Consider the following 14662-nt stretch of genomic DNA (forward strand, 5'->3'; position numbering starts at 1 on the left):
TTTACAGTATAGCGGGAGCGGAGGCAAGCCCTTTCTGGCGTTTTGCATCCAGCAGGAAAGATTTTTACGGAGTACAGGCGATACGGCTCTTTGTTTTACTCCCTCTCCCGCCGCGAGAGCTCCCTCTGAAGACAGGCGCGAAGCTCCGCGCAGAGCGCTTCCGGCACAGAGCGCCCTGTCCACAGCTCAAAGGAGAGCACGCCCTGATACAGCAGCATATCAAGACCGCCAAGGGCCTCCCTCCCTGCTGCCGAGAGACGCCGCATGAACTCTGTCTCTGAGGGTGTGTAGATCAGATCCACGCCGCAGCGGAGCTTATGATAAAAGTCCGTCTCCGGAATAAGGCTTTTTTCCGTGTACGGATACATTCCGACACTGCTGCACTGAAAGGCAATATAGTCCTGCCGGGAAAGCTCCCGCCAGCCGTCAAGCCCGGCTGCCGTAAAGCAGGTGCCCGGAAAACGGGATTGAAGCTCTGAGACAAACTGTTCAGCCCGCTCCGCGCTCCTGTTCAGTACGGTGAGCTCTGAGGCGCCGTGCAAGGCCGCCATGACAGCAATGGCCCGCGCCGCGCCGCCTGCCCCGAGCAGGAGCACCGGCTCTCCCCTGAGCGAGATGCCCTCCCGCTTCAGAAGGCGCTCCATGCCGGGAAGATCCGTATTGCAGCCAAGATATCCCTGATCTGTCCGCAGCAGCGTATTCACCGCACCGATCTGTTCTGCCGCTCTGTCCAGTCCGCAGAGGAAGGGGAGCACTGCCATCTTATAGGGCACAGTCACATTCAGTCCCCGTATTCCCAGCGCATACGCGCCGTGTACGGCCTCTCCAAGGCGCTCTGCCTCCCTGACCGGAAAGGGAAGGTAGGCGAGATCCACCCCCATACGCTCCGCGAGCGTATTATGCAGGAGTGGTGACAGACTGTGTCCGATGGGATTTGCAATCAGACCGCAGACCAGCGTGTTTGCCGACATCATCCGCGTGTTCCTCCTCTCCTCTGCTCCGCCCTCCTGTAGGCATGAAGAAAGGGGCGCTCAATGAGCCGCTTAAACCGGATCTGCAACTCCTCTCTCCGCTCCATCGGCGCAACCAGTACGCTGTGCATCCCTGTGCGATTGGCCCCCCAGATATCCGTGAAGAGCTGATCGCCGACAGAGACCGTCTCCTCCGGACGCGTCCTCATGATGCGCATCGCGCGGCGATAACCATAGCGCCGGGGCTTCAGAGCCTTCGCCACAAAGGGCAGTCCCAATTCCTCCGCGAAGCTTTGCACCCGCGGCCCCCGGTTATTCGACACGAGGCATATGCGAAAACCAAGCGCTCTCAACCGTCTAACGAGCTCCCTGCTCCGCTCATCCGCCGGGGCATCCGGCGGAACCAGCGTATTATCGATATCAAAGACAATGCCGCGAAGTCCCTCCTCATAGAGCTCTGCAAAGGGCAGCGCATATACGCTCTCAAAGCTTCGCTCCGGAAAGAAGGGATTCATGACTGCTCCTGATGCTGCAGGAGCTTTGCGAGCTCCGCCATGAAGGTGTTCACATCCTTGAACTCCCGATAGACCGAGGCAAAGCGGACATAGGCCACAGGATCCAGATCCTTCAGCTTGTCCATGACCATCTCCCCGATCACAGAGGATGGAAGCTCCCGCTCCTCACGGTTAAAGAGCGCCGTCTCAATCGCATCTGTGATCGCACTGATCTGGAGCGAGGACACCGGGCGCTTGTGACAGGAGCGGATGATGCCCGCCTCGATCTTCGCCCTGTCATAGGCTTCCCTCGAATTGTCCTTCTTGATGATCATGAGAGGCATGGTCTCCAGCTTCTCATAGGTAGTGAAGCGCTTTCCGCAGCTCTCGCACTGTCTTCTCCGACGTATGGATGCGTTGTCGTCCGCCGGCCTTGAATCAATGACTCTTGTGTCCGCAGCGTTACAGAATGGGCATTTCATACAAACCTCCTGTCAGCTCCTGTGCTCCTTACTATGACCTCGCTGCCCCGGGAAGAGATCCCCGCAGCTCTTTCTCAGCCGCCCGTGATGATGCGGTTCAGCTCCCGTACTACCTTGCCCGGATGCAGACCATGCACGCGGCAGGCCTCTCGCACCGTCTCATACTGTGAGGCGGCGCAGCCGATACAGTGCATCCCGAGGCTGTTCAGAAAATCCACTGTCTCCGGATACAGATTCGGCAGCTCAGCGATCAGATCATCCCCGCTCACCGGGCCCTCCTCAAGCTCCATAAATTCGTCCATACAGCGCTCCCTCTCTAATTTCTGCCGAATTCCGAGAGCTTCAGTCCCGGATTTCTGTCCTCAACCATACGCACGCTCCACTCATGACTGAAGAGAAGCAGCGGGTCGCCCTTCAGGTTCTGTATGAGCTTCATATCGCTTGTACCCTGAATACGATCCGGATCGACCTCCTGCGGATTCTCGATCCAGCGGATATATTCATAGGGCAGCTGATCCAGACGCACCTCGACATTGTACTCCTGCTTCAGGCGGTGCGTCAGCACATCAAACTGCAGCACGCCGACCGCCCCCACGATGATCTCCTCCATTCCGGTATTCCGCTCCTGAAAGATCTGGATGGCTCCCTCCTGCGCAATCTGATAGACTCCCTTTGTGAACTGCTTCCGCTTCATGGTGTCTACCTGACGCAGCCGCGCGAAGTGCTCCGGCGCAAAGGTCGGAATCCCCTCGAACTCAACTGTCTCCCGCGCATCGGTCAGCGTGTCTCCGATCGCAAAGATACCCGGATCGAAGACGCCGATGATATCTCCCGCATAGGCCCTCTCGACGATCTTCCTCTCATCCGCCATCATCTGCGTGGACTGGTTCAGTCTGATCTTTCTGCCGCCCTGCACATGTGTCACCTCCATTCCGGCATCGTACTCGCCGGAACAGATGCGCATGAAGGCAATGCGGTCGCGGTGCGCCCGGTTCATATTGGCCTGGATCTTAAAGACAAAGGCGGAGAAGAAATCGTCTCGCATCGGCTGCACCTCCCCCTGCTTCGTCCTTCTGCCAAGCGGCGCAGAGGTCATCTTCAGGAAGTGCTCCAGAAAGGTCTCAACGCCGAAGTTTGTAAGTGCAGAGCCGAAGAACACCGGAGTCAGATCTCCTCTGCCGACGCGCTCCATATCCAGCTCGTCGCTTGCGCCGTCCAGCAGCTCGATCTCCTCCATGAGCTGAGCCTTATAGTCCTCGCCGATTCTCTGTCCGAGCTCCGGTGCGTCCACAGACCAGCTCTCCGTCGCGATCTCCTGCATCCCCGCATGTGACGCATGGAAGGAGGTGATCTCCCGCTGTCTGCGGTCATAGACCCCCTTGAAATTCTTTCCGCAGCCGATGGGCCAGTTCACGGGACAGGTGCGAATACCGAGCAGCTCCTCGATCTCGTCCATGAGCTCAAAGGGATCCCGCGCCTCGCGGTCCATCTTGTTGATAAAGGTAAAGATCGGAATGTGCCGCAGGGTGCAGACCTTGAAGAGCTTCCGGGTCTGTGCCTCGACACCCTTGCCCGCGTCGATCACCATAACCGCAGAATCCGCCGCCATCAGCGTTCGGTAGGTATCCTCCGAGAAGTCCTGATGTCCCGGCGTGTCCAGAATATTGATGCAATACCCCTCATAACTGAACTGCAGCACCGAGGAGGTGACAGAGATGCCTCTCTCCTTCTCAATGTCCATCCAGTCACTGACCGCAAATTTTGCGGTCTTCTTGCCCTTTACGGAGCCCGCGAGATTGATCGCCCCTCCGTAGAGCAACAGTTTCTCCGTGAGCGTCGTCTTGCCCGCATCCGGGTGACTGATGATGGCGAAGGTGCGCCGCTTGCTGATCTCATTAAAATTGCTTGCCACGTTATGCCTGCTTTCCGATCCCTCTGTGTCTGAATCTCATATATAGTCATCTTAAAAAACTACGCGGTCGATGCTCCGCGCCGCTCAGTGCTTTCCTGCCATGCAGTCCAGTATCCGGTCTGCGACCTCGGTCTTCGAGAGCAAGGGGAGCTCCTCTGCTCCGTCCTTCCTCAGCAGAGTCACGATATTGGTATCTGTGCCGAAGCCTGCGCCCGCCGCGCGAAGACTGTTTGCAACTATCATATCCGCCTTCTTTATCCTGAGCTTTTCCGCCGCATTCTCCAGAAGATTCTGCGTCTCCATGGCAAAGCCGCAGAGGAACTGTCCCTCCCGCTTATGCTCCCCGCACCACAGGAGTATGTCCCGTGTTCTCTCAAGAGGCAGGGTGAGGAGCGCATCGGCCGCTTTTTTCTTCTTGATCTTCTCTCCCGCGACCTCAGCCGGACGAAAATCTGCGACTGCCGCCGCCATGATGATAAAGTCCTGCTCTGCCGCTCTCCGCGTCACCGCCTGAAACATCTCCTCCGCAGAGCTGACCCGCACCGTATTCACAAATTTCGGCGGCTCCACGCGCATATCCGCCGCGACCAGCGTCACCTCCGCTCCCCGGATCGCCGCGGCCCGCGCAAGCGCGCAGCCCATCTTTCCGGTCGAATGATTTGTGATAAAGCGCACGGGATCCAGCGGCTCCCGCGTGGCTCCTGCGGTCACCAGCACGCGCCGTCCTCTCAGATCCTGCTCCGCGCCGCAGGCCATCTCAAGCCACTCATAGAGCTCCTCTCCCTCCGGAAGCCTGCCGCTGCCGGTATCCCCGCAGGCCTGATAGCCGATGCCCGGTGCTACAATGCGCCAGCCCCTCTCCGAGAGCTTCTTCAGATTTTCCTGCACGGTCACATTTTCAAACATATGCACGTTCATAGCCGGAGATATGAGCAGCGGACAGGAATATGCCCCGACAATTGCGGAGCTCAGCATATCATCCGCGATCCCGCAGGCCGCCTTTGCGATGATGTTTGCGCTCGCGGGCGCGATGAGAAAAACATCGGCCGCCTTCGGAAGATCCAGATGTGAAACCGGAGAAGCGTTTGTCCGGTCAAAATCATCCAGAACCGTGCGATGCCCCGTCAGCGTATCAAAAACAATGGGGTCTATAAAGCGGCAGGCATTCCTCGTCATGATCACATAGGTCTCTGCGCCCGCCTGCTTCAGGAGGCTCGCAAGATGTGCCATCTTGTATGCGGATATGCTCCCGCTGATACCGAGCAGAACTGTCTTTCCCTTCAGCATCGTCCTCTCTCCCTCCGTGCTGTCTCACGCGTTGTTTTTCCGCGGAATCTGTGTTATAAAAACTGTGTTAAGCGTGGGCTCTGCGCTTTTGGCGCTGTAATCATAGCACAACTCTGCCCAGAAAGGAAGAAAGTCCATGATACTCGCGATTGATATGGGAAACTCGAACATCGTCATCGGCGGCATCGACGAGCAGCACAGCTACTTCATGGAGCGCATTACCACCGACACAAGGAAGACAGATCTCGAGTATGCCATCAGCATCAAAAATATACTGGAGCTCTGGCATGTCACCCCGCCGGATATCGAGGGCGCCATTCTCTCCAGTGTCGTACCGCCCCTGAATCCCATCCTGCTGAACGCCGTGCGGAAGGTGACAGGACTGGACTGCAAGCTGGTGGGCTCCGGCATGAAAACAGGAATGAATATCCGCATGGATGATCCGAAAAAGGTTGGGTCCGACCTCATCGTGGATTCCGTCGCAGCCAAGGCCAACTACCCCCTGCCCATCATCGTGATCGATATGGGCACAGCGACCACGATCACCACCCTTGACCAGAAGGGGGATTATGTCGGCGGCATCATCTATCCGGGGCTCCGCGTCTCTCTGGACACGCTGAGCAGCCGCACAGCACAGCTTCCTCACATTGATCTGGAGAAGCCCGGCGCGATCATCGCCAAAAACACCATAGAGAGCATGCGGAGCGGCATACTCTACGGCACCGCTGCCATGATGGACGGGTGCATCGAGCGCATTCAGGAGGAGCTCGGAGAAAAGGCTACTGTCGTCGCCACCGGCGGACTCGCCCCGTTTGTAACCCCGCTCTGCCGCAACAAAATCATCATCGACGACAATCTCCTGCTGAAGGGACTGCTCATACTCTACCGGAAGAACACCTGATATCAGAGGCTGAAGCTCCGGAGGATCCGCCCCCTCTGCCGAAGAAAAGACAGCGCCGCAGCGCTGTCTTTTCTATATATACACGCGGGCTCTGTCAAAGCCTGATTACTTTCTTCCCTTCAGAAAATCCGGAATATTGATCTGCACATTCTTATTCTGACGCGGCTCAAATACATAGTGATCCTGCGCGTTCAGCTCCGGCTCCACCTTCGCAGGCTCTGCTGCCACAGCAGCCGGTTCCGCTCCACCCGTGAGCTCCTTTGCAGGCTCCGGATTCAGAAAAGAAGCCGTCTGAAAAGACCTTGCCGCCGGCTTCACGGAGCCCGCAGCTGCACTTCCCTTGCGGAAACTGTTTTTTCCCTTATCCGCAGAAGCTGTCGCAATGCTGTTCTGATCCAGACCGGTCGCGATCACCGTGATGGTACATTCATCCTGAACATTCTCATCATACATGACGCCGAAGATAATATTTGCCTCCTCCCCGGCGAGCTCCTGCACATAGGTGGCAGCCTCATTGGCCTCAATGAGACTCACATCACCGGAGATATTGATGATCACATTGCTTGCGCCGTCGATGGTTGTCTCAAGCAGCGGGGAAGCACAGGCGATCTTCACTGCCTCGACAGCCTTGTCGTCTCCGCTCGCCCTGCCGATGCCGATGTGTGCAATTCCCTTGTCCGTCATCACGGTCTGCACATCCGCAAAATCCAGATTGATGAGTCCCGGCACATTGATCAGATCGGTAATGCCCTGCACGGCCTGCTCCAGAACCTCATCCGCCTTGCCGAAGGCCTCCGGAACAGAGGTGCGGCGATCCACAATCTCAAGAAGCTTGTCGTTTGGAATCACAATCAGAGTATCTACAGCGGCCTTCAGATTCTCGATGCCTGCAATCGCATTATTCATGCGCTGTCTGCCCTCGAACCTGAAGGGCTTTGTGACAACGCCGACCGTGAGGATCCCGAGCTCCTTCGCAGTTCTCGCGATAACCGGAGCCGCGCCGGTTCCGGTCCCACCGCCCATGCCGCAGGTCACAAAAACCATATCCGCAGATTTCAGCGCCTCGGTGATATCCTCAATGTTCTCCTCCGCGGCCTTCTCTCCCACCTCCGGCTTCGCACCGCAGCCCAGTCCCTTGGTCAGCTTCTCGCCGATCTGCATCGCAAACTGCGCTCTGCAGGACATAAGCGCCTGCTTATCCGTGTTCACACCGATAAACTCTACGCCCTCGATGCTGCCCTCTATCATGCGGTTCACGGCATTATTTCCCGCTCCGCCGACTCCAACCACGATAATTTTCGCGGTGTTCTCATCCTCATTCAGCTTAATTTCCAGCAAAGTGTGTGCCTCCTGCTTCTATATGATTTCATTTTACCCACAGTTTTTCAGTCTGAACATATCATACGCATTTTTCAGAAAAAGCGCAAGGCAGTTTCAGCGCTTTTTAAATGAATACATGCGGTTCGTCACCGTCGGGTCAAAGTCACTGAGATCCAGCGTGCCGCTTAAATCCCTGATCTCCGGCAGTATATTGGAGAGCTCCGAGAGCTTTCCGTTCATCTCCGAGTCACTCCCCAGCAGGATGGTCACATCACCTGCCGTCATGGAGGCATTCAGGCTGCTGTCGTAGCGTATCACATCCGCCGCAATGCCGTAGCTTGAGAGGGCCTGTGTGAGGTTCAGTATCATGGAGAAAATGCGATCATTCTCCACCGGAAGCTTCTGGTACAGAACAATCTGCCCGAAATGAAGCCCTGTGATCTCCGGTATACCGTCAAGCCTCCGCCCTGAGCTCTCCACAATGATGCCATCTTTGTCGAAGTACATTTTTGAGCTCATATAGGAGACATAGCCCACGATACTCTTCTCATAGACAATCAGCTCCACCGAGGTCGGCCCCGTAAACGCGAGCTTATAGTCCTGTACAAAGGGAATGCTCTTTTTCTTTCCCATCAGTTCCCGCAGCGCACAGACCGTGCTGTTTCGCGAGAAGTGATCCGGGAAGATGATTTCCTCCAGCTGCTCCGCCGTGTACATGTGGTTTCCGGTCACCCTGACCGTTGTGATATTCAGCCCGACCAGAAGAATCGTGGCGATCAGCGCGAGACAGAGAAGGGACAGACGTATTTTATCTTTCATGCGCCTCTCCTCAGCCGTCCGCCCGGATGCTGTGCGACACGCTCAGCACAAGCCCCATCTCCACCATGAGAAAGAGCACGGAGGTTCCCCCGTAGCTTATAAAGGGGAGGGTAATGCCGGTGTTCGGGATGGTATTCGTCACAACCGCGATGTTCAGAATAACCTGAATTGCGATATGCGCCATGATGCCGACCACAAGCAGCGCGCCGGAGAGATCCGGTGCAGAATTTGCAATCACCAGAAAGCGATAGATCATGAAGAGAAATACAAGAATTAATGACACTGCGCCGAAGAGCCCCAGCTCCTCACAGATGATCGAAAAGATCATGTCATTCTGCGCCTCCGGCACAAAGCCCATCTTCTGTATGCTCTCTCCGAGCCCCTTCCCCATGAGCCCGCCGGAGCCGATGGCATAGAGTCCCTGAAGCACCTGATAGCCGCCGTCCTGCGCGTAACGCGCGGGATCCTGCCACACAAGTATGCGGCTCAGCTGATAGGGGTGCAGAAGCCCCACTGCCAAAAGGGCATGAGAGACCGGATTGATCACTGCCACACCCAGTCCCGCCAGAGCACAGAGCAGCAGATGAACAATATACCGCTTCGTAGCCACAAAGCTCATCACAAAGCCAAGACCGAGGATGATGATGCCGGAGCTCAGGTTGTTCTTTCCGACCAGCGCCGCAATGGGAAAATCCAGTGCAAAAAGCATGGCAATTCCCTTCCATCTATTGATCTCCCTGCCCTTCTCCACGATGTAGACCGTGAGAAAGAGGATCAGCGCAAGCTTTGCGAACTCTGTCGGCTGGAAAGAAAGCGGCCCCACACCGAGCCAGCGCTTCTTGCCATTCACCTCCTTGCCGACGATCATAACCGCAATCATCAGCACATAGGAGAGCGCATAAGCGAATTTGGAGCACTTCAGGATCCAGTGATAATCCATCAGAGAGATGATAACCATCAGCACAAAGCCGCCCAGCGCAATCATCCCCTGACGCTTCAGGTAGAAGGCAGCGTCATTCGTGCGCGGATTGATCTGTGCCATATAGGAGCTGGAGGAATAGATCATCAGGAGACCGAAGGCCGTCAGGAAAACAACCGCAAACACAAGACTGTAGTCATAAAAGTTTTTATGCCTCTCCGGCGCCCTTGCTCCGGGGCTGTCCGTCCGCCGCCCGGCGTTCCGGCTGCTAGGCCGCGCTGCACTTTTGCCGCTGCGTGTGCCGGCATTTCCCGCCTCTGTCCGCCTGGCCATCTCTCCCTCCTTTCTTTTCTTACTCCTCTGTCCCGCAGTTTCTTAAGTCCTGCCCGCAGCGCGGCCCGTCACAGTGCCCGCACGTACTCCTTGAACATTGTGCCGCGCACCTCATAGTTCGGGAACATTCCCCAGCTTGCGCAGGCCGGAGACAGAAGCACATTCTCTCCCGCGTTTGCATAGGAAGCGCAGACCTTGACCGCCTCCTGAAGATCCTCCGCAAACATGATATTCGTAAAGCCGTGCCGCTTCGCGCACTCGGAGATCGCATCGCGCGTCTGCCCGATCAGCACAAGATAGCGCACCTTTCCCTCAAAGGCCTCAATCCACTCATCGTACTGCGAGCCCTTGTCGTAGCCCCCGCCGATCAGTATGGTCGGCCCCGGCATAGCCTTGATCGCCTGAATGGCCGCATCCGGATTGGTGCCCTTCGAGTCGTTGTAATACTTCACACCGTAGCGCTCGCACACGAACTCAATCCTGTGCTCCACCGCCTGGAAGCCTCTGCATGTGCTAAGGATCGTCTCCATCGGAACCTCCATGCAGTCCGCAATCGCGATGGCCGCCATCACATTCTCAAAGTTATGACGCCCAAGCAGCTGAAGCTCGTCGGTTCTAAGCAGAGCTGTCGCCTCGCCGTCCACCTTTTTGCAGATCACGCCGTCCTCGATATCATACCCGTTCTGCAGCTCCTCTGTGCTGGAGAAGAATACGACAGTCGAGGGGCAGCTGCCGCTCTCTCCAAAGCTCCTCAGCGCACTGTCGTCGTGATTCAGGACAACGAAGTCCTCCTTCGTCTGGTTGGAGGTGATATCCTCCTTGATCCGGACATAGTTCTCCATTGTGTGATGGCGGTTCATGTGATCGGGGGTAATGTTGGTGATTGCCGCCACGTGAGGACGGAAATTAATAATGGTCTCGAGCTGAAAGCTGGAGGCCTCCAGCACAGTCACCGAGCTGTCCGTCGTCTTCAGTGCGGTCTCCGTGTAAGGAAGGCCGATATTTCCCACCGTGAACGCATCCCCGAAGGCATTCTTCATGATCTCGCCTGTGAGTGTGGTGGTCGTCGTCTTCCCGTTGGTTCCGGTGATTGCAACCAGACGCCCCTTCGCCACCTGATAGCCCAGCTCAATCTCACTCCATAGCTGGACCTTATTGTCCGTGAGCAGCTTCACAAACGCTGTCTCAAGATCAATTCCGGGACTCATGACGCAGATCTGTATTCCGCTGATATCCGGGCGCTCCAGCTCTCCGAGCTTGATCGTGAGCTTCGCATCCTCCGGAAAATTCGCCCTGAGTGCCGCCTCATCCATCTCCGCATTGCTGTCGTAGAGAAAGACTGCACCTCCCGTCTCAAGTAAAAGCTTTGCTGCAGAGATTCCGCTCTTTCCGGCTCCTGCAACCATAACCCTCTCATTCATATGAAACCTCCCCGCTGATTCCATTCTCATCACTCTGATTTGTCTTCACACTCTGCCTCACAGTCCCATCCCCAGCCATGCAATGAGGGACAGGATTGCCGTAGTCACAGAAAACACCGTCACAACCCGCGTCTCTGACCAGCCGCCCAGCTCAAAATGGTGGTGGATCGGTGCCATGCGGAAAAAGCGCTTTCCGTGTGTCCACTTAAAATACCCTACCTGTATCATAACCGATATTACCTCAATGAGGTAGATAAATCCGACAACAGGAATAAAAAGCGGCATGCGCATGACAAGCGCCATGGAGGCGACGTAGGCCCCCAGCGCCAGCGCACCCGTATCTCCCATAAAGACCTTCGCCGGATAGCAGTTGAAGAGAAGAAATGCGAGCAGCGCGCCGGTCACAGCGCCCGCCACCGGCGCGATTAAAATCTGCTCCCGTATGGCCGCCGCAGCAAAGAACAGGGACACCACCACAGTCACAGAGGAGCAAAGCCCGTCCAGACCGTCAGTAAAGTTCACACCGTTGTCCGTCCCGAGCACTACAAAAAAGACTGCAGGGACATAGAGCCATCCAAGCTGCAGCAAAAAGCCGCCTGTAAGCGAGCCTGTAAAGGGAACGAGGAGTGCTCTGAGCTCCGGTCTTCCGTACAGCCAGACCGCCAGCAGCGCTGTCGCCAAGAGCTGCAGCAGAAGCTTCTGCTTCACCGTGAGCCCCTCGGACTGCCGCTTTCTGATCTTCAGAAAATCATCCAGAAAACCAATGAAACCGAATGCTGCGGTAAAAAGCAGCACCGGCACAGTTTCAGGCTCTCTTCGGATAAAGGGAGCTGTGCCTGCCAGTATGGCAAGCACAATCATAATTCCGCCCATGGTCGGCGTCCCGCTCTTCTTGAGATGCGCCTGCGGCCCGTCGTCCCGCACCTGCTGACCGAACTTCATGCGGTGCAGAATTGGAATGGCATAGGGGCAGATCGCCGCACAGACCACAAAGGCCAGCAGCAGCGCAAGGATCGTATCGCTCAGCATAGATACATTCTCCTGACTTTTATGTCAACTCTGGACAATTTAGGACAGTATACCTCGATCACCGGGACTCTGCAAGTGGGCCCCCATGTCGTATCTCTGTCGCAGCGCGGAAGCCACAGCGCGCACTACTGCCCTTCCTCCACCGGAGAAGCCTCTTCCGTATCCTCTTCCTGCGGCTCTGTCTGTGCTCCGCTCTCCGCAGCCACTTCTGCATCCACGCCGGCCGGCGCCCCGGGAAGCTCTGCCCCCTCCGCAGCATTCTCAACATATTCCTCTGTGTCATAGACCGGCGGCAGGGTCTCCGTCTCGGGCTCCGGTGCTGTCTCAGAGAGATCGCTGATGCCCTCACTCTCCGGCAGTCCTGCATTCTCCGCGGCCGGCTCCAGCGCCGCACTTGCGGGAAATACATTCAGATAAGACAGAATCTCTGCCATGATATTATGGAAGATGCCGCTTGCGTAGGTGCTGTGCGGCTGATCCGCCGTGTGCGGCGTATCAACAACCACATAGCAGAGCACCTGCGGATTATCCGCCGGTGCAAAGCCGCAGAAGGACACCAGATAGTTTCCGTTCTTGCGCGGGTATTTCTCTGCAGTCCCTGTCTTTCCGCCGATCTCGTAACCGTCAACTCCGGCAGCTTTTCCGGTTCCCTCCGAGACCGTGCGAAGCAGTGCTGTCCTGAGAAAAGCGGAGGTCTCCGCTGAGCAGGTCTCCCGCACGAGCTCCGGCTGTATATCTCTGACCACCGCGCCCTGTGCATTCAGAACCTGCTTCACAACGTGCGGCTGATAGTAAGAGCCGCCATTGATAGCCGACGCAAAGGCCGATGCGAGCTGTACCATGGTACAGTTGAAATTCTGCCCGAAGGAATTCGTCGCAAGATCCGAGGAGGACATATCCTCCGGCGTGTGTATAAAGGCAGAGGTATCCGCCTCACCCGGGAGATCTATGCCCGTGCGGCTGCCAAATCCGAAGAGTCTCTGCACCTTGCAGAAATTCTCCTTTCCAAGCGTCTGTGCGATGCGCATCATGACGACGTTGCAGGACTGCATGAGGCCTTCCGTGACAGTCAGCATCCCGTGGCCGGTGCGCTTCGAGCAGTGGATCTGCCACCCCCCGACCTCCAGATACCCTCCGCAGTCATAGCTCTCACTGCCGCTGATCGCGCCGTTTTCCATGCCGGCAGCAACCGTAAAAATTTTTGCTGTGGAACCCGGCTCATAGCTATCGCTCACACAGAAATTTCTCCAGAGACTGAAGAGGGCCTCTGTCTTTGCCTCCTCATCCAGCTCCGCGAGCTGCTCCTCATTGTAGATCACGCTGAGATCCCGCGGATTGTTCAGATCAAAGCGGTGGTTTGTCGCCATACCGAGGATCTCGCCGTTTCGCGGATCCATCACGACACATGCCACTGTATCGCCGCCCATCTCCGCCTCAAACTGTGCGATATACTTCTCTACAGTACTCTGTACCTTCATATCTATGGTGGAGACCAGCGTGTTTCCATCCTCTGCGGGCTTGATTACGCGCTCCAGATTGGAGTCGTCGTTCAGATAGCCGTATTCCCGGCCCGGGATACCGATCAGCTCACTGTTGTAATACTGCTCGATGCCACCCGCCCCCTCCGCTCCGTCACTCAGAGAGAACCCGATCACATTGCAGGCAAGCGCATTGTAGGGATACTGCCGCAGATAAGAGTCCTCAAACCAGATGCCGTGCACCCGGTGCGGATCCCCCTCTGTCTTATAGCCCTTATTTACCTCCGCCTTCCGCTCCTCAAACTGCTCCTTCTGGTCATGGGACAGCTGCTTCGCGTAGCGCACATAGTGCGAGGTCGAGCGATCCGCAATGATCTGACGCAGCTCATCCTGGCTGTAGCCAAAGACCTCCGAGAGCAGACTCACCGTCGGCTCAAGATAATCCTCCTGATCGGAATTGATCTGCGAGGGATCCAGAATCAGATTGTAGACCTTGTTGGTCGTGGCGAGATAGGTCCCGTTTCTGTCCACGATATCCCCGCGGCGATACGGAATCTCGCGGGAATCGTAGCGCTGCTGGGAGAGCACCTTCTGATTGAAGGCCTCACTGTTGTCGTTCTGTATCTTCCAGAGTCTGAAGATCAACGCAAACAAAGCCAGCATGATCACCATGGCGGTGACTGCCAGCTTTTCTCTCATGTGTAATGTAAGTCCTGCTTTTGCCGGATTCGAGGATTCCTTACCTCTCCGCCGCTCCGGGGATGTCTTCATACTGTCTCACGTACTCGCTTTCTGTCTTTTTGTAGCGAATTACCTGATTCCGATCCGCATAAACCATGCCAAGCTCGTTGGTCGCCACTTCATAAATGTGATCCAGATCAACATCGGTATTGATCGCGGTCTGAAGTGCATCATTCTCGCTCTTCAGTGCCTCAAGCTGTTCCTCCTGTGTCTCGATGTTCCGCATGCTCGCAGTGATGCCCGACTGCACCCGGATATAGCTGCAGCAGATAAACAGCGCTGCGCAGGTCGCAGCCGTCAGCATCATGAGATAGGGCAGATCCATGTGAAGCGCCTGCCGCTCCCTCCTCCTCGCAATGCGCTCCGCGCGGCGGGCTCTGAGCCTGTCCTCGCGCTCTGCCCGCTGCTCCTCTGTCGGAACCAGCTGCCGCGCCACACTGTCATAATTATACTGCACGGAGGCCACAGCTCTCCCCGGGCGCTGTGCTGCATACCTTTCTCTCCCTGCCATTCTCTGTTTCATTGCTCCCCCCACGGAGCTTTCGCTCCTCCTGC

The 14662-nt window shown here is 56.5% G+C and carries 14 protein-coding genes; 1 reads left to right on the forward strand and 13 read right to left on the reverse strand.

What is annotated here, in order from left to right:
- Window positions 1-95: 95 nt before the first annotated feature.
- From J2S20_RS03090 to coaBC, 6 genes are all read right to left on the reverse strand, one after another.
- Entirely contained in the window at window positions 96-974 is an 879-nt protein-coding gene (locus J2S20_RS03090) for a shikimate dehydrogenase family protein (protein WP_106611644.1), read from the reverse strand.
- Entirely contained in the window at window positions 971-1486 is a 516-nt protein-coding gene (locus J2S20_RS03095) for a YqeG family HAD IIIA-type phosphatase (RefSeq protein WP_106611643.1), read from the reverse strand. Before J2S20_RS03095 ends, J2S20_RS03090 begins: the two co-directional genes overlap by 4 nt.
- Window positions 1483-1947: a transcriptional regulator NrdR gene (nrdR, locus tag J2S20_RS03100; protein WP_106611642.1), complete on the reverse strand. Its 465-nt coding sequence runs from the start codon at window positions 1945-1947 to the stop codon at window positions 1483-1485. Before nrdR ends, J2S20_RS03095 begins: the two co-directional genes overlap by 4 nt.
- Before the next feature lie 74 nt (window positions 1948-2021).
- Complete coding sequence (locus tag J2S20_RS03105) at window positions 2022-2249, reverse strand: DUF1858 domain-containing protein (protein WP_211292154.1); 228 nt, start codon at window positions 2247-2249, stop codon at window positions 2022-2024.
- Between the two features lie 14 nt (window positions 2250-2263).
- Window positions 2264-3859 (reverse strand): peptide chain release factor 3, encoded by a 1596-nt coding sequence (locus J2S20_RS03110; protein WP_106611641.1) that lies wholly within the window; start codon window positions 3857-3859, stop codon window positions 2264-2266.
- 84 nt (window positions 3860-3943) lie between these two features.
- Window positions 3944-5146: a bifunctional phosphopantothenoylcysteine decarboxylase/phosphopantothenate--cysteine ligase CoaBC gene (gene coaBC, locus J2S20_RS03115; RefSeq protein ID WP_106611640.1), complete on the reverse strand. Its 1203-nt coding sequence runs from the start codon at window positions 5144-5146 to the stop codon at window positions 3944-3946.
- Window positions 5147-5282: 136 nt separating this feature from the next.
- Between coaBC and J2S20_RS03120 the strand changes: the two genes are divergently transcribed.
- Window positions 5283-6047, forward strand: a complete 765-nt coding sequence (locus tag J2S20_RS03120) for a type III pantothenate kinase (RefSeq protein ID WP_106611639.1) — start codon at window positions 5283-5285, stop codon at window positions 6045-6047.
- Window positions 6048-6152: 105 nt separating this feature from the next.
- Here the strand turns inward: J2S20_RS03120 and ftsZ are convergent, their stop codons facing one another.
- The 7 genes from ftsZ to J2S20_RS03155 form a co-directional block, all read right to left on the reverse strand.
- A complete protein-coding gene (ftsZ, locus tag J2S20_RS03125) occupies window positions 6153-7385 on the reverse strand; it encodes a cell division protein FtsZ (RefSeq protein WP_106611638.1) in 1233 nt (410 codons plus the stop codon).
- A 96-nt stretch (window positions 7386-7481) separates the two neighbouring features.
- Window positions 7482-8186, reverse strand: coding sequence for a cell division protein FtsQ/DivIB (locus tag J2S20_RS03130; RefSeq protein ID WP_106611637.1), 705 nt, complete (start codon window positions 8184-8186; stop codon window positions 7482-7484).
- Between the two features lie 10 nt (window positions 8187-8196).
- Window positions 8197-9438, reverse strand: coding sequence for an FtsW/RodA/SpoVE family cell cycle protein (locus J2S20_RS03135; RefSeq protein ID WP_106611636.1), 1242 nt, complete (start codon window positions 9436-9438; stop codon window positions 8197-8199).
- Between the two features lie 68 nt (window positions 9439-9506).
- Window positions 9507-10859 carry a UDP-N-acetylmuramoyl-L-alanine--D-glutamate ligase gene (murD, locus tag J2S20_RS03140; RefSeq protein ID WP_106611635.1) on the reverse strand — a complete coding sequence of 451 codons (1353 nt, stop codon included), beginning with the start codon at window positions 10857-10859 and terminating at the stop codon, window positions 9507-9509.
- A 57-nt stretch (window positions 10860-10916) separates the two neighbouring features.
- On the reverse strand, window positions 10917-11888 hold the full coding sequence (gene mraY, locus J2S20_RS03145) for a phospho-N-acetylmuramoyl-pentapeptide-transferase (protein WP_106611634.1): 972 nt from the start codon (window positions 11886-11888) through the stop codon (window positions 10917-10919).
- A 125-nt stretch (window positions 11889-12013) separates the two neighbouring features.
- Entirely contained in the window at window positions 12014-14065 is a 2052-nt protein-coding gene (locus J2S20_RS03150; RefSeq protein WP_106611753.1) for a peptidoglycan D,D-transpeptidase FtsI family protein, read from the reverse strand.
- Between the two features lie 40 nt (window positions 14066-14105).
- Window positions 14106-14630, reverse strand: a complete 525-nt coding sequence (locus J2S20_RS03155) for a cell division protein FtsL (RefSeq protein ID WP_106611633.1) — start codon at window positions 14628-14630, stop codon at window positions 14106-14108.
- Window positions 14631-14662: the final 32 nt, after the last annotated feature.

The organism is Moryella indoligenes, assembly GCF_030812885.1.
Classification (GTDB): Bacteria; Bacillota; Clostridia; order Lachnospirales; family Lachnospiraceae; genus Moryella; species Moryella indoligenes.